Genomic DNA, 19,837 nt, shown 5'->3' on the forward strand with positions numbered 1-19,837 from the left:
AAAGAGGAGTGAGGCGATGGCGGCAACGACGGTTCTGACCCGCAGGAGGCTGATGCTGGGGACGGGCGCGCTGGTCGGCGCGGCGGCGCTGGGGCTTGGCGGATGCGCCGGCTATGGCGGCTTCTCGCTGGTCGAGGTGGTGCGGCGCCTGTTGCAGCTCTCGGCCAATCGCGCGTTCGACCGGCTGCTCGCGCCCGGCGGGTTCTGGGACGACCAGATGGCGCGGCTGACGCTGCCGCAGCAGCTCGGCAATCGGGGCGGGGCGCTGCAGCAGCTGCTGACCGGACCGCTATTCAAGGACCGGCTGGCGCGCGTGTTCAACGAAATGGCCGAGCGTGCCGCCTATCGCGCCGCGCCCGCGGTGACCGAGGCGATCCGCGGGATCGGCGTGCGCGACGCGCTGGCGCTGGTGCGCGGCCGGCCGGACGAGGCGACCAGGTATCTGCGCGGCGAGATGGCGGGGCGGCTGATCGACGTGATGTTCCCCGAATTCGGCAACCTGCTCCACGCGACCTCGGACCCGCTGGTGGGCCAGGCGCTGCAGCTGGCGACGGGCGTCGACGTCAACGGCCTTGCCAACGACCTTGCCCGGCAGGCCGACGATGCGATCTGGCGCGCGATCGGACGCGAGGAGGCCGAGATCCGCCGCAATCCGCGCGGGACGAACGATCCGCTGCTCGAGCGCGCGTTCGGGGGAGGTTGAGCAGGCGCGGGATGATCGGTGCCGCGTGAATTGACGAAAGGGCCGCGATCGGGGAAGGGCGGCGCGTCATGACCGCCGCCGCTTCTCCTGCGTTCACCGTCGCCGCGCTCTACTGCTTCACGCCGTTCGACGACCCGGCGGCGCTGCAGGGGCCGCTCGAGGCCCGTTGCCGCGCGGCGAAGGTGAAGGGCACGCTGCTGCTGGCGAACGAGGGCATCAACGGCACGATCGCCGGGCCGGATGCAGGCATTGCCGAGGTGCTCGCGCATATCCGCGCGCTGCCCGGTTGCGCGGACGCCGACGTCAAGCTGTCGCAGGCCTCGACCATGCCGTTCCACCGGCTGAAGGTGCGGTTGAAGCGCGAGATCGTGACGATGGGCGTGCCCGACATCGATCCGCGCGCCAGCGTCGGCACTTATGTCGATGCGCAGGACTGGAACGCGCTGATCGCCGATCCCGAAACGATCGTGATCGACACGCGCAACGACTACGAGGTGGCGATCGGCACCTTCGCCGGCGCGATCGACCCGAAGACCGCCACGTTCCGCGATTTTCCAGGCTGGTTCCGCGCGCACCGCGACGAACTGCTGGGGGAAGGGCGCACGCCCAAGGTGGCGATGTTCTGCACCGGCGGCATCCGCTGCGAGAAGTCGACCGCGTTCCTGCGCCAGGAAGGGATCGACGAGGTCTACCACCTGAAGGGCGGGATCCTGAAGTACCTCGAGACGGTGCCCGAGGACGAGAGCCTGTGGCAGGGCGAATGCTTCGTGTTCGACGAGCGCGTCGCGGTGGGCCACGGGCTGCGCGAGGGCAGCCACGGGCTGTGCCGCGCCTGCCGGCGCCCGGTGAGCGCCGCCGACCGCGCCTCGCCGCTCTACGAGGACGGGGTGAGCTGCCCCGCCTGCCACGACCGGCGCGACGCGGCGCAGCGCGCAGGGTACCGCGAGCGCCACCGCCAGGTCCGCCTCGCCGCGGCGCGCGGGCGGCGCCACGTCGGCAGCACCGGCAGCGACAGCGACGGCGGCACTGGGGCGCCTGACTAAGCCCGGTCCTGCCCGATCCGGCCCGATCCGGCCCGATCCGGCCCAATCCGCCGGACTCGATGCCGCAGCGCAGCGTGGGCTGCCGGGCGCCTTAACCATCGCGGAAACCGGCCGCGCGCGCCGCGGCGCGGGGCAAGCGGCCCGCTGCGGCTGCCTGCGCCGGCGCGAAAGGCGATCTGCAATCTCCTGATTTTCCTTCCCGCCCAATCGACGCGCGAGCGGTACGTCGAGCTGGCGCGCTTTTGTGCCTGCTCCGCACATAGACAAATAAAACTGAAATATTAACCGATGTGGATTTGTTATGAAAAAGGGTTAGACTTCGGTTCATATTGGAGCAATCATCGCCTCAAGTAGCGAATCAATCGAATTGAAGATCAGCTACCAATCAAACCGAACTTCTGGGTGCGCGATTATTTCGTGAATCTGCGCTTCTGCAGGTTTCCTGCAGTCGACGCGTAACCAGAAGGGCCGGATCCCGTGCAGTGTCGACCGCAGCGACTTCGTCCGGCCAGCGCGACCGATGCCCTGCGGGTCGTGGCCGGCCTTGCGCTGTTCGCAGGCTCGCCGGCCCTGGCCGCCGCGCCCGGCGCGCCGCCGGCGACGGTGACGGTGACCCCGCGGGTGCTGGTGCCGCAATCCCGCCCCGACGATTCCGCCCCGCCGCTGCCGCCATCCGACGGCCTGCGCGCGCCGCCTGGTTCGGACGAACTCGAACTGCGGCTCGGCGACGTCGTCGTCGACGGCGGCTTCGGCCCGTTGGCGCAGCGGACGCGGCCGCTGCTGGCGAGGCTGGTCGGCCGGCCGGTGCGGCTGGGCGAGGTCTATGCCGCGGCGAGCGCGCTCGAGCAGGCCTATGCCGCGGCGGGCCATTTCCTCGTGCGCGTGTCGGTGCCGCCGCAGGAGCTGGCGCCCGGCGCCACGCTGCGCCTTGTCGTGACCGACGGCTTCCTCGAGGACATCGACCTGACCGGCGTGCCTGCGGCGGCGCGGGGCGCGGTCGCGGCAAGCGTCATGGGCCTGCGCGGCAAGCCGCACCTGCGCGCCCGCGAGGTCGAGCGGGCGCTGCTGCTGGCGGGCGACGTGCCGGGCCTCGCGCTGCGCTCGGCGCTGGAGCGCGGGGCCAATCCGGGCGGAACGCGGCTGCTGCTGGCGGGCGAATTCCGCTCCGCCGGGGCATCGCTCGGGCTGCGCAACGACTACGACCCGGCGCTCGGCTCGCTCGGGCTGAGCGCCGAAGCCTCGCTCAACTCGCCGTTCGGCGGCGGCGAACTGCTGTACGGCTACGTCGCTTCGGGCCGTGATCTCGGCCGGCTCGTCGACGGCACCGGACGCGTGCGGGTGCTCGGCGGCGGCGCGCTGCTGCGCCTTGCGCGCGGCGCGCTGACGCTCAACCCCGAAGCGACGTTCTCGCGCACCCGGCCGGACCCCGCGCCGGGCGCTCCGGTCACGCTCGGGCGGCTCGAGCGCGAGACGCTGCGGCTGGGCTACGTCGCGGTGCGCCGCCGCGCGCGCACGGTGGTGCTGACCGCCACGCTCGAGCGCACCGATTCGATCAACAGCGCGACCGATTTCGACGTCGACCTCAGCCACGACCGCTTCCTCGCCGCGCGGCTGGGGCTCAGCGCCAGCCTCGGCGGCGCCGGCCGTCCGGCGGCGACGCTGGCGCTGCGCTGGAACCAGGGCCTCGGCGATCTCGGCGCGCGCACGGCGCACGACGTCGCGACGAGCTTCGTGCCGTTCTCGCGCCAGGGCGCGGCGAACGACTTCAGCCATGTCGATGCCGAGCTGACCGGGGTGATGCCGGTCGCGCCGGCGCTGTCGCTGTCCCTCCACGTGCGCGCGCAGAGCGCGTTCGGCGCGGCGCTGCTGCGCACCGAGCAGCTTTCGCTCGAAGGCGCGGACGGTCTTTCGGCCTATGTCGGCGGTCAGACCGCGGTCGACAGCGGCGCGGTGGCGCGCGGCGAGCTCGTCGCCAGCCTGCCGGCGCGGACGCTCGGCCTCAACCCCTACCTGTTCGGCGCGGCCGGAACCGGACGCATCGCGCGCCCGACCGGCCCAGAGCCTTCGCGCGTGACCGCCTTCGCGCTCGGCACCGGGCTTCGCGCCGGTGCGCTGGGCGGCAAGCTGAGCTTGGCGAGCGAGCTCGCCTTCGGATTTTCCCGCCTCCGCCCGCTCGACCGGGCGACCCGCTTCAACCTCACCCTCGGCCTTTCGCTGTGACCAGCAGCGCCCTCGATCCCCGGAGACCTTCGATGACCCGCACCAAGCGTCCCCTGCGTCTTGCCCTGCTCGCCACCAGCGTGCTCGCGTCCAGCCCCGCGCTCGCCCAGACCGTGCCGACGGGCGGCGTCGTCGCCGCCGGTTCCGCGTCGATCGCCACCGCGCCCGGCGCGGTGACCGTGACGCAGACGAGCGCGCGCGGGGTGATCAACTGGACCGACTTCTCGGTCGGCCAGGGCGGCAGCGTGACCTTCAAGCAGCCCACGGCGGCAAGCGCTACGCTCAACCGCGTGACCGGAAGCGCCGGATCGACGATCGCCGGCGCAATCAATGCGAACGGCGCGGTCTACCTCGTCAATCCCAACGGCATCGCGATCACCGCGACCGGCGCGGTCAGCACCGGCGGCGGCTTCGTCGCCTCGACGCTCGACATCGCCGATGCCGACTTCATGGCGGGCAAGCTCGCCTTTGCCGGCAAGGGCAGCTCGGCGGCGGTGAGCAATGCCGGCAAGATCGCGGCGGCGCAGGGCGCCTACGTCGCGCTGCTCGGCGGCAGCGTGAGCAATGCCGGCACGATCACCGTGCCGGTGGGCAAGGTCGGCCTCGCCTCGGCCGAGAAGGTCGTGCTCGATCTCAACGGCGGCAACTTCATGCAGCTTTCGGTGCCCTCGACCCAGGCGGGCACGGGCGCGCTGGTCTCCAATGCCGGCACGATCGGCGCGAGCGGCGGCTATGTCGCGCTGCAGGCGGCGACAGTGAAGGACCTGGTTCGCAACGTCGTCAACCTGACCGGCACGATCAACGCCGACAGCGCGACCGGCGCGGGCGGCAAGGTCGTGCTGCTGGGCGGCGCGGGCGGCACCGTCACCGGCACCGGCGCGATCAGCGCGAAGGCGACCGGCGCTGCCGGCAACGGCGGCTTCGTCGAAACCTCGGGCCAGCATGTCGCGGCGAGCGGGCTGTCGGTCGACACGACCTCGGCCAAGGGCAAGGTCGGCACCTGGCTGATCGATCCCACCGACTACGTTGTTGCGGCGAGCGGCGGCGACATCACCGGCGCGGCGCTGGCGACCAAGCTCGCCACCACCTCGGTGACGATCGCGGCGGGCACCGGCCTCACCGGCACCGCGGGCGACGTGATCGTCAACGATGCGGTGAGCTGGACCAGCGGCAATGCGCTGACGCTTTCGGCCTTCCGCAACGTTGCGGTGAACAAGAACATCGCCGCGACCGGCGCGGGCGCTGGGCTGGTCCTGCGCGCCGACAACACCGGCACCGGCACCGGCACGGTCACTTTCGCCAGCGGGATCACCGCCAAGCTGACCGGCGCGGGCTCGTTCGCGAAGATCTACTACAATGCGCCCGTCTTCGGCACGGCGGTGGCGTTCCCGGCGGTGACCGCCACGAAGGTGACCGCCTACGAGCTGGTCAACCGCGCGGGCGACCTGCAGAACATCAACAGCAACCTCAACGAGAACTACGCGCTGGGCAGGAGCCTCGACCTCTCGGCGATCACCAACTTCGTGCCGCTCGGCACCGATGGCAACGGCAACTACTTCAATGGCGGGGCGGGCTTTGCCGGCAGCTTCGACGGGCAGGGCTTCACCCTCGACAAGCTGACGATCAACCGGGCGGGGGTGCAGTACATCGGCCTGTTCGGCGTGGTCGGCGGCGTCGGCAAGACGATCGAGAACCTCACCCTCACCAACGCCAATGTCGTGGGCGGCTCCTACACCGGCGCGCTGGTCGGTTCGAACTACAACTACCAGAACGGCACCGGCGGCGCCGACTATTCGAACATCACCGTGGCGGGCAAGGTGACCACCACCAGCAGTTCCTCCTACATCGGCGGCGCAATCGGCGTCGATGTGGGCGGGGCGATCAACAAGCTCAGCTCGTCGGCGACGGTGAATGTGGTCGCCGGCAACTATGTCGGCGGGTTGATCGGCTGGACCGAGCGGGCAACGATCACCGCCTCCTCGGCCACGGGCGCGGTCAGCGACAGCGCCACCGGCGGCAGTTCCTACGCGTTCGGCGGCCTGACGGGCTACCTCTACAACGCCTCGGTCACGAACTCGTCGGCGAGCGGCGCGGTCAGCACCGCGCAGGGTGGCCAGTACTTCGGCGGCCTCGTCGGGCGCATCCAGTGCGACAGCCTCTGCGCGCAGAACGTGACCGGATCGTCCGCGACCGGCGCGGTGACGCTGGCGGGCGCCGGCAGCACCAATGTCGGCGGGCTGATCGGCTCGGCGGAATCGATCACCGGGGCGATCACCAACTCGACCGCCAGCGGCGCCATCCTGCTCGGCACGACCACGGCGCCGGTGTCCGGGACGTACCTCGGCGGTCTCGTGGGTAGTTCGCAAGGCGTCAAGATCAGCGGCGGCAAGGCGACCGGAACGATCACCGCGGGCGACAACTCGAGCAATGTCGGCGGCCTGGTCGGCTACCAGTACGCCGCGGCAATCTCGGGCAGCACCAGCAGCGGCGCGATCACGCTCGGCAGTTCAATAAGCTACGTCGGCGGGCTGGTCGGTTATTTCACCAATGGCGGCATCGCCGGCGCGACGCTCACCACCAGTTCGTCGAGCAGCACGATCAAGGGCGGCAGCTATGCCTATCAGGTGGGCGGTCTGGTCGGCACCATCGACGGCCCGATCGCGTCGCAGTCGGCTACGGGCGCGATCACGCTCGGCACCAACGCGCGGTACGTCGGCGGGCTCGCTGGCAACGTATACGGAGCTTCGGTCACCGGCAGCAGCGCAAGCGGCGCGATCACGACCGGCGCGACCAGCGAGCATGTCGGCGGCCTCGTCGGCAATCTCGAAGCCAATGGCACTGCGGCCGTCCTGACCGGCAGCAACGCCATCGGCGCGGTGACAGTGGGCGACGGCAGCTATTACGTCGGCGGCCTGGCCGGTGCGACCAATGTCGTCAAGATCGACACATCGTTCGCCAAGGGCAACGTCACGGTCGGCGCTTCGTCCTACGATGTCGGCGGTCTCGTCGGCAATTACAGCTACGGCGACGGCAGCACGACCTTCGGCACGATCAGTGCGAGCTACGCCAATGGCGCGGTCAAGGCAGGCAACGACAGCGGCTCGATCGGCGGGCTGATCGGCTATGACTTCGGTGGCTCGATCACCGGGAGCAACACCATCGGTACGGTCACGGTCGGGACCGGTAGCGCTCGCGTTGGCGGACTGGTCGGGTATCTCGATGGCGGAGCGCCGGTCACGATCGGCACCTCGAACGCGATCGGTGCGGTCTCTGCGGGCTTCCAGAGCCAGTATCTCGGCGGGCTGATCGGCTACGATCATGCCAACTCCACGATCGCGAGTTCGTTCGCCAAGGGCAACGTGACCGCAGGAGACAGCAGCGAGCAGGTCGGCGGCCTCGTCGGCCAGAAAGACTATGGCGCGATCAACGCCAGCTATGCAGCCGGCGCCGTGAAGACCGGCCTTTCCAGCAGCAACATCGGCGGACTTGCGGGATATGCCGGGACAGTTTCGATCAGTGGCAGCAATTCCCAAGGCGCGGTCACCACGGGTGTCGAATCCAGCTACGTCGGTGGCCTGATCGGCTACGCGTCCGATTCCGATATCGATAACTCCTACGCGATCGGGGCGGTCACCGGCAGTTCCAACGTCGGAGGTCTAGCCGGTGTAAGCTCCGACGGCACGATCAGCAACAGCTTCGCCAAGGGCAACGTGGTCCAAATCGGCAGCGCCGGCATCTCCTACTCGAACATCGGCGGGCTTGTCGGAAGCAGCGGCGTGGGCGCCATCCACAACTCCTATGCCACCGGGTCGGTGACGATCTCGGCCCTTCCTGCCGAGGTCGACTATGTTGGGGGCCTCGTCGGTTCGGCAGGTTCGCTGATCCAGGGATCGCACGGTGACGGTGCGGTCATCGGCACCTCTGCGACCAACTATGTCGGCGGCCTCGTCGGCAGCAATCCAAGTAGCACGGTGATCCAGTCCTACGCGATCGGCGCAGTCTCGGGTGGGCGCTACGTCGGCGGCCTGGTCGGCTACCAGAGCTATGGTAGCGTGACGCAATCCTACGCCAAAGGCGCGGTGAGCGGCCTCCAGCAGGTCGGCGGCCTGATCGGCCAGAACGACTACGCTCCGATCACCGGGTCCTACGCCACCGGCAATGTCAGCGCGCTCGGCGCGAGCGCATACCAGGTCGGCGGGTTCGCCGGGCTGATGCGCGGGACGGTGACCAATTCCTACGCGGTCGGCGCGGTCAGCGTCGGCGCGAGCGCGAACGCGGTCGGCGGCTTTGCCGGATCGTTCGAGAGCGGCAGCGGGTCGCAGCTTTCGGCGATCGGCGCGGTGTCGGCGGGGGCCGGATCGGGCTACATCGGTGGCCTCGCCGGCTACAATGCCGCCGCCATCACGCAGGCCAAGGCGAACGGGGCGGTGACGATCGGCACCACCGCCGCGCCGGTCACCGGCAGCAACATCGGCGGGTTGATCGGCTACAACACCGCGCCGCTGACCCAGGTCTTCGCCACCGGCGCGGTCACCGTGGGCGATGCGGTGAGCAGCAGCACCTACAACGTCGGCGGGCTGGTCGGCTATTCCAACGCCAGCATCACCACCGCTTATGCGAGCGGCGCGGTCAAGGCGGGCGCGGGCGCGTTCAGCGTCGGGGGCCTTGCCGGTGCCTTCGACACCGGCACGATCTTCCAGGCCTATGCCACCGGGAACGTCAGTTCGGGCGCAGGCTCGGCCAATGTCGGCGGGCTGGTCGGCTATCTCTACTATGCCCGGCTCAACCAGACCTACGCCGGCGGCGGCCTGTCCGTCGGCGCGGGCAGCACCTCGGTCGGCGGCCTGGTCGGCTGGGCCGCGTCCAATTCCAGCATTTCCAAGTCGCTGTGGAACAAGCAGGGGGGCGGCGCGGTGATGTGCGGCCAGGTCAATGGCGCGGGCTGCGACAACACCAAGGGCTTCACCACCGCGCAGATGACCGACTACACGCTGGCGTCGACGACTTATGCCGGGTGGAACTTCACCAGCACCTGGTCGCCGCCTTCGCTCTCGGGCCAGGCGGGGCAAGCCGCGGCGTTCTATCCGCAGCTCTATGCGCTGACCCCGGTGGTGGTCGCCAACTCGGCGGCGGCGAGCCGGACCTACGGCGCGGCCAATCCGACCTTCGGCGGGTCGATCACCGGCGGGGGTGCGGCCTACTACGCCTTCGGCCCGGCGGGCGATGCGCTCACCATCGGCAACCTCTTCGCCACCACCGCCACGCCGACGAGCAACGTCGGCACCTACGCGATCACGCGCAATCCTGCGGCCAAGTCGAACCTCGGCGTCGCCTACCGCGTGATCGTGCCGACCGCGGCGAACCTCACCGTCACGCCCGCGCCGCTGACGCTGACCTATACCGCCACCGCGCTCGGCCGGACGTACGGCGGCGCGAACCCGGCGCTGACCGGGACGGTCGTTGCGACCGGCCTGCAGAACGCCGACACCATCGCCTCGGTGACGACCGGCACGGCCGCCTTCACCACCACTGCCACGACCGCCTCGGGCGTCGGCAGCTACGCGGTGACGGGCGCGGGGCTCGCCGCCAACAGCGCAAACTACACCTTCACGTTTGCGCAGGCCGCCGGCAACGCCACCGCACTGACGATCAACCCGGCGGCGCTGGTGGTGGTCTATACCGCCGATCCGCTGAGCCGGACCTATGGCGCGGCCAATCCGGCGCTGACCGGCACGCTCACCGCCGTGGGCCTCGCCAACGGCGATACGCTGGGCACGGTGACCACGGGCGCTGCGACCTGGAGCACGGCGGCGACCGGCACCACGCCCGTCGGCAAGGTGGCGGTGGTCGGCGCAGGCCTTGCCGCCAACAGCGCGAACTACACCTTCACCTTCGCCCAGAGCGCGAGCAACGCAACCGCCCTGTCGATCACCCCCGCCGCGCTCACCATCACCTACACTGCCGGCGCGGCCAGCCGGATCTACGGCGCGGCCAACCCGGCGCTGACCGGCACGGTCGCCGCGACCGGGCTGATGAACGGCGAGACGCTGGCGGGCGTAGCCACCGGCACCGCCACCTTCACCACCGCGGCGGGCGCGAGCTCGAACGTCGGCAAGTACGCGGTGACGGGCGCGGGACTCGTCGCCAACGGCAACTACGTGGTGACCAATGTCCAGGCGGCGGGCAACGCCACCGCGCTGACGATCAACCCGGCAGCGCTGACGGTGACCTATACCGCCACCGCCGCCAGCCGGACCTATGGCGCGGCCAACCCGGTGCTCACCGGGACGGTGACGGCGACCGGCCTCGTCAACGGGCAGACGCTGGCGAACGTGACGACCGGCACCGCGACCTGGACCACGGCAGCGACCGCGACCACGCCGGTGGGCAAGGTGGCGATCGCAGGAGCGGGGCTCGCCGCCAACAGCGCGAACTACACCTTCACCTTCGTCCAGGCGGCAGGGAACGCCACCGCGCTGTCGATCACGCCGGCGGCGTTGACGCTGACCTATACCGCGGGCGCGGCCAGCCGCATTTACGGCGCGGCGAATCCTGCGCTGACGGGGACGGTTGCCGGCAGCGGCTTCGTCAACGGCGAGACCCTGGCGAACCTCGGCGGTGCGGCGACATGGACGACCGCAGCGACCGCCACCTCGAACGTCGGCAGCTATGCCGTGACCGGGGCGGGGCTGACCGCGAGCAACTACGCGATTACCGCGGTGCAGGCGGCGGGCAACGCCACCGCGCTCAGCGTGACGGCAGCGCCGGTGACGGTGACCTACACCGCCACGGCGGCAAGCAAGACCTATGGCGCCGCACTGCCGGCGGTCACCGGCACGATCGGCGCGACGGGCCTCGCCAATGGCCAGACGCTGGCGAGCGTCACCACCGGCACGGCGGGGTGGAGCACCACGGCGACCGCCACTTCGCCGGTCGGCAAGTATGCGATCACCGGCTCGGGCCTTGCCGGCGCCAGCAGCAACTACACCTTCACCTTCGTCCAGGCTGCGGGCAATGCCACGGCGCTTTCGGTGATCGCCGCGCCGCTCACCATCACCTACACCGCCAATGCCGCGACCAAGATCTACGGCACGGCGAACCCGGCGCTGTCGGGCACGGTCGTGGCGAGCGGCCTCGTCAATGGCGATACGCTTGCCAACACCGTCTCGGGCACGGCGAGCTTCGCCACGGCCGCGACCAACCTTTCGGGGGTCGGGACATACGCCATCACCGGCTCGGGGCTGACCGCGACCAACGCCAACTACACCTATACCTTCGCCAACGCCGGACTGCTGACGATCACCAAGCGCACGCTGGTGCTTACGCCCAACCAGCTGACCCGCGCGATCGGCGCCGCCAACCCGACCACCGGTACCGCGACCGCCACCGCTGCGACCGCGACCACCGGCCTCGTCAATGGCGACACGGTGTCGAGCATCTCGGTGACCTCGGACGCAACGCTCGCCTCGCTCGCCGGGACCTACTCGCTGTTCGGCTCGAACGCGGTGTTCTCGGCCGGCAGCGCCAACAACTACGCGATCACCTACCAGACCAACGCCAGCGGGCTGATCGTCAAGTAGGGCCGGCGCCCGGCGCCGCCCCCGCGTCGCCCGGCTGGCGCGGGGGCGGGCTGCGCCGATGGGCGGGCGCAAGCGGAGTGGCGGCGGCGCGCGCGCGGCGGTAGGATCGGCGCCATGCGCATTCCCACGCCCGGAGAGACCGACCTGCTGCTGCCGCTGGTCGAGGGAATCTTCGAGCGGCCGATGTGGCAGACGTTCCTGTCGCGGCTGCGCAGCGCGACCGGGGTCGCGCAGGCGGTGATCGTGGTGATGGGCGCGGACCCGGCAAGGGCAATCGAGATCCGCTCGGGCCTCGGCGCGGAAGACTTCGCCGCCTTCTTCACGGCGGGCCGCGCCGAGGCGGCGGAGCGGCTGCGGTTCATGCGCGAAGGCCGGGTCTATGGCCTGGCCGAACTGGTCGAGAGCGGCGGCGAGGCGCAGGCGGCCTTCGTCGCGAGCCAGCTTGCCCCGGCCGGCCTCGCCGACGTGCGCGCGATGCGGCTGCGCGAGCCGGGCGGCATCGACGGCTGGCTGGCGCTGGTCGGCAAGGGCGAACTGGGCGCCGCGCAAGGGCGCATGCTGACGCTGCTGGCGCCGTTCTTCCGCGCCGCGCTGCTGGCCCTGGGTGCGCTCGAGGCTGCGCGCGCGCGGGCCGAAGCGAGCGCCGGCGTGCTCGATCGGCTCGGCGTCGGCTGGATCACGCTCGATCGCGATTGCTGCATCGTCGATTGCGATGCGCGGGCCGAGGCGCTGCTGGCGCGCGCGCCGGTGATCCATCGCGGGCCGCGCAGCCGCCTGCTGCTCGCCGCGCCCGAAAGCGACGCGAAGCTGGTCGAGGGCGTGCGTGCGCTGGCGGATCACCGCCGCGACGAGCCGCTGGCGCTGCCCCTGGCGCAGGACCCGCCGGTCGACCTGCTCGTGCTCCCGGCGCGGCACGCGGCGCTGGTCGAAGGGCAGGGCGCGGTTGCAGGGCAGGGCGCGGTTGCGACCGCCTACATCGGCGAACGCGGGATGCCCGACCATGACCGCAGCGCCCTCGTCGCCGCGCTGTTCGGCCTCAGCCCGAGCGAGGCGCGGCTTGCCTGGGCGCTGGCGCAGGGACAGGGCATCGCCGAGGCGGCGGCAGAGCTTGGCCTCACGGTCGAGACCGCGCGCAACTATTCGAAGAAGGTCTACGCCAAGACCGGCGCGCGCGGCCAATCCGACCTGGTGCGGCGCCTGCTGACCAGCGTGCTCGCGCTGGTTTAGTCTTTCACCTTCGCGACTTCGGCGAGGACGCGGGGGGCGTGTTCCTTCCGGCAGATCAGCAGGTCGGGCATGTAGGTGTCGGCCTGGTTGTAGACCAGCGGGCTGCCGTCGATGCGGCTGCAGTGCAGGCCGTGGGCGAGCGCAACCGCGACCGGGGCGCACGAATCCCATTCGTATTGGCCGCCCGAGTGGAGGTAGATGTCGGCGGTGCCGAGGATCACCGCCATCGCCTTGGCGCCGGCGCTGCCCATCGGCACCAGCTCGGCGCCGAGCGCTCCGGCCACGGCGAGCGCTTCCTTGGCCGGCCGGGTGCGGCTGACGACCATGCGCAAGACCGCGGGCGCCGTGGGCAGCGCGCGCGGCTGGTCCGAGCGCAGCACGATCCCGGCGCCGGGCAGCGCGACCGCGCCGGTGGTGGCGACGCCATCGACCGCGAGGCCGACATGGACCGCCCAGTCGGTGCGTTCCTCGCCGTATTCGCGGGTGCCGTCGACCGGATCGACGATCCAGGTGCGCGAAAAGGCGAGGCGATCGAGGTTGTCCTTTTCCTCTTCCGAGAGCAGGCCGTCGTCGGGGCGCTGTTCGCGCAGGGCGTGGCAGAGGAACTGGTTGGCGGTGGCGTCGCCCGCCTTGCCCAGCGCCTTGAGGCTGAGCACCTGGCTGTCGCGCACGGTCAGCAGCAGGCGCCCGGCCACCTCGGCGAGATGCGCGGCAAGGTCGGCATCGGTCATCGCTTTCTCTCCCATCAGATCGTCGGCGCCCAGCCGAGCAGGTGGTCGACGATCCGTTCGGCCGCGTCTTCGGGGCTTTCCCTGGTGGTGTCCACCCGGATCTCGGGGTTTTCCGGCGCTTCGTAGGGGCTGTCGATCCCGGTGAAGTTCTTGAGCTGGCCCGAGCGCGCCTTCTTGTAGAGCCCCTTGACGTCGCGCGCTTCGGCGACCTCGAGCGGGGTGTCGATGAACACCTCGAGGAATTCGCCCGCCGCAAGCAGCCCGCGCACCATCTCGCGCTCGGCGCGGAACGGGCTGATGAAGGCGGTGAGGACGATGAGGCCGGCATCGGTCATCAGCCTGGCGACTTCGCCCACGCGGCGGATGTTCTCGATGCGGTCGGCCTCGGTGAAGCCGAGGTCCTTGTTGAGACCGTGGCGCACGTTGTCGCCATCGAGCAGGAACGTGTGCTTGCCGAGTGCGTGAAGCTTCTTCTCGACAAGGTTGGCGATGGTCGACTTGCCCGAGCCCGAAAGGCCGGTGAACCAGAGCACGGCGGGCTGCTGGTTCTTGAGCGCGGCATGGGCGGCGCGGCTGACGTCCAGGGCCTGCCAGTGCACGTTCTGCGCGCGGCGCAGGCTGAAATGGAGCATGCCGGCGGCAACGGTCGCATTGGTGATCTTGTCGATCAGGATGAACCCGCCGAGCGTGCGCCCTTCGGCATAGGGTTCGAACACGATCGGGCGGTCGGTGGTGATCTCCGCCACGCCGATCGCGTTGAGATCGAGCGTCTTGCAGGCAAGATGCGACCCCGCTCCGCCTGCATCGTTCACGTTGACGGTGTATTTGGGCGCCTGCACCGTGGCCGAGACGGTCTGGGTGCCGAGCTTGAGCCAGTAGGCGCGGCCGGGCAGCAGCGCTTCGTCGGCCATCCACACGAGCGTGGACTCGAACTGGTCGGCGGCCTGCGGGGGGGCGTCGGCCGTGGCGAGGACGTCGCCGCGCGAGCAGTCGATCTCGTCGGCAAGGCAGATCGTCACCGACTGGCCGGCAACGGCTTCGTCAAGGTCGCCATCGAGCGTGACCACGCGGGTGACGGTGCTGGTCTTGCCCGAGGGCAGCACGCGGACGGCATCGCCCGGACGCACCGCGCCGCTCGCGATCAGGCCCGAAAAGCCCCGGAAGTCGAGGTTGGGGCGGTTGACCCACTGCACCGGCATGCGGAACGGCTTGGCCTGGTCGGCGGTGGTGTCGACCTCGACCGTCTCGAGGTGCTGGATCAGGCTCGGCCCGGTGTACCACGGGGTGTTGGGGCTGGGGCCGGTGATGTTGTCGCCCTTGAAGCCGGAAATCGGCATGGCGACGAAGCGCTCGATCCCGATCGAGCGGGCAAAGGCGGCGTAATCGGCGACGATCGCGTCGTAGGTCGCCTGGTCGTAGCCGACGAGGTCCATCTTGTTCACCGCCAGCACGATGTGGCGGATGCCGATCAGGTGGGCGAGGTAGGAATGGCGGCGGGTCTGCGTCAGCACGCCCTTGCGCGCGTCGATCAGGATCACCGCGAGGTCGGCGGTCGAGGCGCCGGTGACCATGTTGCGGGTATACTGTTCGTGGCCCGGGGTGTCGGCCACGATGAACTTGCGCTTCTCGGTGCCGAAGAAGCGATAGGCAACGTCGATGGTGATGCCCTGTTCGCGCTCGGCGGCAAGGCCGTCGACGAGCAGCGCGAAGTCGATCTCCGCCCCTTGCGTGCCCACCTTCTTGCTGTCGCTTTCGAGCGCGGCGAGCTGGTCCTCGAAGATCATCTTCGAATCGTAGAGCAGCCGCCCGATCAGCGTCGACTTGCCGTCGTCCACCGACCCGCAGGTGATGAAGCGCAGCATCGTCTTGTGCTGGTGCTGCTCGAGATAGGCGTCGATGTCCTGCGCGATGAGGTCGTCGGTCTTGTAGATCACGTCGGTGGTAGCTTCGCTATCGGCCATCGTCTTCATCCTCGTCGCCCCGTGCCCGACACGGGGCTGGGCTTTCTCTGTCGATCCGGAAGGCAGCCAGGCCCCGGATCAAGTCCGGGGTTGACGCTACGGCAACGCCTTGCGGCATTGCCGTAGCGCGTCAAAAGTACCCCTGCTGCTTCTTGACTTCCATGCCGGCGCCGCCGGCGTCCTTGTCGATCACGCGGCCCTGGCGCTCGCTGGTGGTGGTCAGCAGCGTTTCCTGGATCACCTCGGGCAGCGTGGTGGCGGTGCTTTCCACCGCGCCGGTCAGCGGGAAGCAGCCGAGCGTGCGGAAGCGCACCGACTTCATCGTGATCTCGGGGGTATAGCCGAGGACGCGTTCGAGCCGGGGGATATCGTCGGCCATGAACAGCTGCCCCTCCCACTCGTAGGTCGGGCGCTCCTCGGCGAAGTAGAGCGGCACGATCGGCACGTCGTTGAGGTGGATGTACTGCCAGATGTCGAGCTCGGTCCAGTTCGAGATCGGGAAGACGCGGATGCTCTCGCCCTTGTTCTTGCGGGCGTTGTAGAGGTTCCACAGCTCGGGGCGCTGGTTCTTGGGGTCCCAGCCGTGGCTGGCGGTGCGGAACGAGAAGATGCGCTCCTTGGCGCGGCTCTTCTCCTCATCGCGCCGCGCGCCGCCGAAGGCCGCGTCGAAGCCGTACTTGTCGAGCGCCTGCTTCAGCCCTTCGGTCTTCCACATGTCGGTGTGGAGCGCGCCGTGGTCGAACGGATTGATCCCGCGCGCCTCGGCTTCGGGGTTGCGGTGGACGAGCAGCTCCATCCCGCTTTCGGCGGCCATCTTGTTGCGCAGCTCGTACATCGCCTGGAACTTCCAGGTGGTGTCGACGTGGAGCAGCGGGAAGGGCGGCGGCGAGGGGTAGAACGCCTTGCGCGCAAGGTGCAGCATCACCGCGCTGTCCTTGCCGACCGAATAGAGCATGACCGGGTTGTCCGCCTCGGCCACGACCTCGCGCATGATGTGGATCGCCTCGGCCTCGAGCCGTTGCAGGTGGGTGAGGACAGTGCTGTCGGACATGAGCAACCCTTGATGAACCTGGTGGCGCCGCAGATGGCACGCGTGCCGCCAGTGCCCACCTCCCATCTGGGAGGGGTTTCGGGCAATCAAGAATTTCTATGCGCTGGCGCAGACCGCGCTAGGGCGTGGTGAACCACAGCTTGGCGGCGACGCTGAGCGCGACGATCGCGGTCAGCAGCGACAGCGTCGAAAGCAGCCGCCAGTTGACCAGGCTGACCCGGTCAAGGTTGCGACGGCGGTTCTGCTGGCGGTCGAGCCAGCCGGACAGCACCGAGAGCGCGGCCATGACCAGCCCCGCGACCAGAAACAGGTGGAACGGGTCGACGTCGAGGTCGGTCACGGCCGGTCGTCCGCGCGCAGGATCAGCGGCGGTCGCGCTGGGCGAGCAGGCGCAGGCGCAGCGCGTTGAGCTTGATGAAGCCCGCCGCGTCCTTCTGGTCGTAGGCGCCGGCGTCGTCCTCGAACGTCACGTGGCGCTCGGAATAGAGGCTGTCGACCGACTTGCGCCCGACGACCTGCGCGCTGCCCTTGTAGAGCTTTAGGCGCACGGTGCCGTTGACCCGCTGCTGCGAGTGGTCGATCGCCGCCTGCAGCATCTCGCGCTCGGGCGCGAACCAGAAGCCGTTGTAGATGAGCTCGGCATACTTGGGCATGAGCTCGTCCTTGAGGTGCGCGGCGCCGCGATCGAGCGTGATGCTTTCGATGCCGCGGTGGGCGCGGGCGTAGATCTCGCCGCCGGGCGTTTCGTACATGCCGCGGCTCTTCATGCCCACGAAGCGGTTTTCGACGAGGTCCAGCCGGCCGATGCCGTGCTTGCGGCCGAGTTCGTTGAGCGCGGTGAGCAGCGCTGCCGGGCTCATCTCGACGCCGTTGAGCGCCACTCCGTCGCCCTTCTCGAAGTCGATGGTGATGTATTCCGGCTGGTCGGGCGCGTCTTCCGGATTGACCGTGCGCGAATAGACGTAGTCGGGCGTCTCTTCCCACGGATCTTCGAGCACCTTGCCCTCGGACGAGGTGTGGAGCAGGTTGGCGTCGGTCGAGAACGGGCTTTCGCCGCGCTTGTCCTTGGGCACCGGGATCTGGTGCGCTTCGGCCCAGGCGATCAGCGCGGTGCGGCTGGCGAGGTCCCATTCGCGCCACGGCGCGATCACCTTGATCGAAGGGTCGAGCGCATAGGCCGACAGCTCGAAGCGGACCTGGTCGTTGCCCTTGCCGGTGGCGCCGTGGGCGACCGCATCGGCGCCGGTCTCGCGCGCGATCTCGATCAGGCGCTTGGAGATCAGCGGGCGCGCGATCGAGGTGCCGAGCAGGTAGTCGCCTTCGTAGCGGGCGTTGGCGCGCATCATCGGGAAGACGAAGTCGCGCACGAACTCCTCGCGCAGGTCGTCGATGTAGATGTGCTCGGGCTTCACGCCCATCAGCTCGGCCTTGGCGCGCGCCGGCCCCAGTTCCTCGCCCTGCCCGAGGTCGGCGGTGAAGGTCACCACTTCGCAGTTGTAGGTGACCTGCAGCCACTTGAGGATGACGGAGGTGTCGAGCCCGCCGGAATAGGCAAGGACGACCCGCTTGATATCGGTCATGGGCGACTCCCGTTTGCGCGCCAGAATTTTTCGCGCCGCGCGCCTAACAGTCAGGGGGCGGGGGCGCAACCGCATCGGGAACCCTTGGAGAACCGGGTGGTCGCCCTGCCCGGGAACCGGGCGGTCGCCTTGCCCCGTGAACCGGGCGTCGCCCTGCCGGGCGTAAGGCCCAGCGCGATCCGTCGATCCGGGCGGCGCCGCGGGGCGCGTCGCGCCGAGCCGCGCGGCGGGCGGCCGGCGCGCGGCGGATCGGCAGGGCGGGGCGGCAGGGCGGGTCGGCAGGGAAGGGCGGGCCGGTTGGCCACGCCAGGCAGGGAGCACGCGGCGGCAGGCAGCACGGGGCGGCAGGCAGGCGACAGGCGGCACGGGGGAGCGCCGCCATCCCCGTCTGGTCCGCCTGCGTCGGTCCATGGGGCCGGGTGCGGCGGGTGCATCCTGGCCCACCGCACCGACAGTGGCCTGTGTTCGATCACCCGGCCGCTTGCGCAGGCAGGCGGCCGGTCGCTTCAGGGTTGGCGGGTCGGGAGCGTGGACCTCCCGACGGATAGCAGCTGCCACGACTACCCACGCCGCTGGCAACCCTCCGGAGCTATGGCCAATCCGCCTTTCGCTGGCCGCCTTGTCGCAGGATCGGGCATCTCCAGGCCATTGGCGGCGCCTGACTGGAGGAAAGCGGAGATTGCCTAGTTCCCGTGCGGCCTGCCTGGAGACTTGCCGGAGATCGGCTGGCGATCGACCGGAGATCGCTGGAGATCGGGTGGAGATAACCGAAAACGCGCGCTCGTCACGGTTAATACCTCGGCCAAGTCCTTGGCGACATTACGCGTATCCGTGACGCAATCATTGCGCCGTTGCGGAGCTTATCGTGCCAAATTGGGCGTTGTTGAAGATGCGCGCAGCAAGGGCCCATGGCATTGATTTGACTGCCATGGTTAACGATGCACCTCACCGGCTCGAGGATGTCAGGCTCACGGCGCGTCAGGAAGACTGCATCGCGCTCGTCGCCCAGGGCATGAGTTCGAAGGAGATCGCGCGCGAGCTGGGCATCTCGCCCTCCACCGTAGACAACCACATTGCCACGGCAATGCACCAGTTCGGTTTCCCGAACCGCGGCGCAGTCGGTCGCTGGTATCGCGAGCAGAGCGAATCGCGCAAGCTGACAGACAAGGACGAGGCCGCGTCTCCGCTTTGGCGTCGGTGGATCCTGCCCATCCCGGTGGGAGGGATTCGCAATTCACTTTCGTTGAAGGAAAGGATTTTTCTGATCGCGCAGGTCTCGATCCTCTCGATAATGGCCGCATCTGCCGCGATCACTTTTGTTCTTGGTTTGATCTTCGTGCTCAAATTGCATATGTGATTGTACAATCATGGACCTCGAAGCGAGACAGGAGGTATTCCATGATCAACCTGCGTGAAGGTTCGACCCGTGTCGTGGCCAGCGATGCCCAAGAGATGGGCGGCATGATCGACCGGGCGCTGCTGCAGCAGATGCGGCTCGCCACCAGCTTCATCGAGGCGAGCCAGGAATCGAAGCTGGCCATGCCTATGACCCAGCCGGCGCTGCAGTCGCTCGCCGACGGGCTCGCCTGCCTTGTCGAAGGGCGGGCCAAGGTATCCAATTCGGTTCGCGAGATGACCCGCATCCTCAAGCACAGCAACTTGCGCGAAGTCAGCTTCGGCTGCCCCGCAGGCCTGTGGACGGCGATCGCCGACACGGCCGAGCCGGTCACCTGCTGACGAT

Annotated in this window: 12 protein-coding genes; 7 read left to right on the forward strand and 5 right to left on the reverse strand. The window is 69.4% G+C overall.

The genetic code is table 11. The features are described from left to right. The first annotated feature begins 16 nt into the window (after window positions 1-16). From K3A85_RS08130 to K3A85_RS08150, 5 genes are all read left to right on the forward strand, one after another. On the forward strand, window positions 17-703 hold the full coding sequence (locus tag K3A85_RS08130; protein WP_225205951.1) for a DUF4197 domain-containing protein: 687 nt from the start codon (window positions 17-19) through the stop codon (window positions 701-703). A gap of 68 nt (window positions 704-771) precedes the next feature. After that, a complete protein-coding gene (gene trhO / locus K3A85_RS08135) occupies window positions 772-1,746 on the forward strand; it encodes an oxygen-dependent tRNA uridine(34) hydroxylase TrhO (RefSeq protein ID WP_225205952.1) in 975 nt (324 codons plus the stop codon). Window positions 1,747-2,223: 477 nt separating this feature from the next. Then, window positions 2,224-3,966, forward strand: coding sequence for a ShlB/FhaC/HecB family hemolysin secretion/activation protein (locus K3A85_RS08140; RefSeq protein WP_225205953.1), 1,743 nt, complete (start codon window positions 2,224-2,226; stop codon window positions 3,964-3,966). A gap of 32 nt (window positions 3,967-3,998) precedes the next feature. Continuing rightward, window positions 3,999-11,546 (forward strand): MBG domain-containing protein, encoded by a 7,548-nt coding sequence (locus K3A85_RS08145; RefSeq protein ID WP_225205954.1) that lies wholly within the window; start codon window positions 3,999-4,001, stop codon window positions 11,544-11,546. Window positions 11,547-11,660: 114 nt separating this feature from the next. Then, the gene (locus K3A85_RS08150; RefSeq protein WP_225205955.1) at window positions 11,661-12,773 is read left to right on the forward strand and encodes a helix-turn-helix transcriptional regulator; all 1,113 of its coding nucleotides are present in this window, start codon (window positions 11,661-11,663) and stop codon (window positions 12,771-12,773) included. Here K3A85_RS08150 and K3A85_RS08155 read toward each other — a convergent pair. The 5 genes from K3A85_RS08155 to K3A85_RS08175 all read right to left on the reverse strand — a co-directional run bounded on the left by K3A85_RS08155 (window position 12,770) and on the right by K3A85_RS08175 (window position 18,096). After that, on the reverse strand, window positions 12,770-13,504 hold the full coding sequence (locus tag K3A85_RS08155; RefSeq protein WP_225205956.1) for a 3'(2'),5'-bisphosphate nucleotidase CysQ: 735 nt from the start codon (window positions 13,502-13,504) through the stop codon (window positions 12,770-12,772). The genes K3A85_RS08150 and K3A85_RS08155 overlap by 4 nt on opposite strands. Window positions 13,505-13,518: 14 nt before the next feature. Beyond that, complete coding sequence (cysN, locus tag K3A85_RS08160; protein ID WP_225205957.1) at window positions 13,519-15,465, reverse strand: sulfate adenylyltransferase subunit CysN; 1,947 nt, start codon at window positions 15,463-15,465, stop codon at window positions 13,519-13,521. Window positions 15,466-15,595: 130 nt separating this feature from the next. Further along, on the reverse strand, window positions 15,596-16,516 hold the full coding sequence (cysD, locus tag K3A85_RS08165) for a sulfate adenylyltransferase subunit CysD (protein ID WP_225205958.1): 921 nt from the start codon (window positions 16,514-16,516) through the stop codon (window positions 15,596-15,598). A 118-nt stretch (window positions 16,517-16,634) separates the two neighbouring features. Then, window positions 16,635-16,856 carry a hypothetical protein gene (locus K3A85_RS08170; RefSeq protein WP_225205959.1) on the reverse strand — a complete coding sequence of 74 codons (222 nt, stop codon included), beginning with the start codon at window positions 16,854-16,856 and terminating at the stop codon, window positions 16,635-16,637. 22 nt (window positions 16,857-16,878) lie between these two features. Beyond that, window positions 16,879-18,096 carry an argininosuccinate synthase gene (locus tag K3A85_RS08175; RefSeq protein WP_225205960.1) on the reverse strand — a complete coding sequence of 406 codons (1,218 nt, stop codon included), beginning with the start codon at window positions 18,094-18,096 and terminating at the stop codon, window positions 16,879-16,881. An 889-nt stretch (window positions 18,097-18,985) separates the two neighbouring features. Here K3A85_RS08175 and K3A85_RS08180 point away from each other — a divergent pair. Together K3A85_RS08180 and K3A85_RS08185 are read left to right on the forward strand one after the other, a co-directional pair. Next, window positions 18,986-19,453, forward strand: a complete 468-nt coding sequence (locus tag K3A85_RS08180; RefSeq protein WP_225206036.1) for a response regulator transcription factor — start codon at window positions 18,986-18,988, stop codon at window positions 19,451-19,453. 41 nt (window positions 19,454-19,494) lie between these two features. Beyond that, window positions 19,495-19,833 (forward strand): hypothetical protein, encoded by a 339-nt coding sequence (locus K3A85_RS08185; protein ID WP_225205961.1) that lies wholly within the window; start codon window positions 19,495-19,497, stop codon window positions 19,831-19,833. Window positions 19,834-19,837: the final 4 nt, after the last annotated feature.

Source organism: Novosphingobium huizhouense, from assembly GCF_020179475.1.
Taxonomy (GTDB): Bacteria; Pseudomonadota; Alphaproteobacteria; order Sphingomonadales; family Sphingomonadaceae; genus Novosphingobium; species Novosphingobium huizhouense.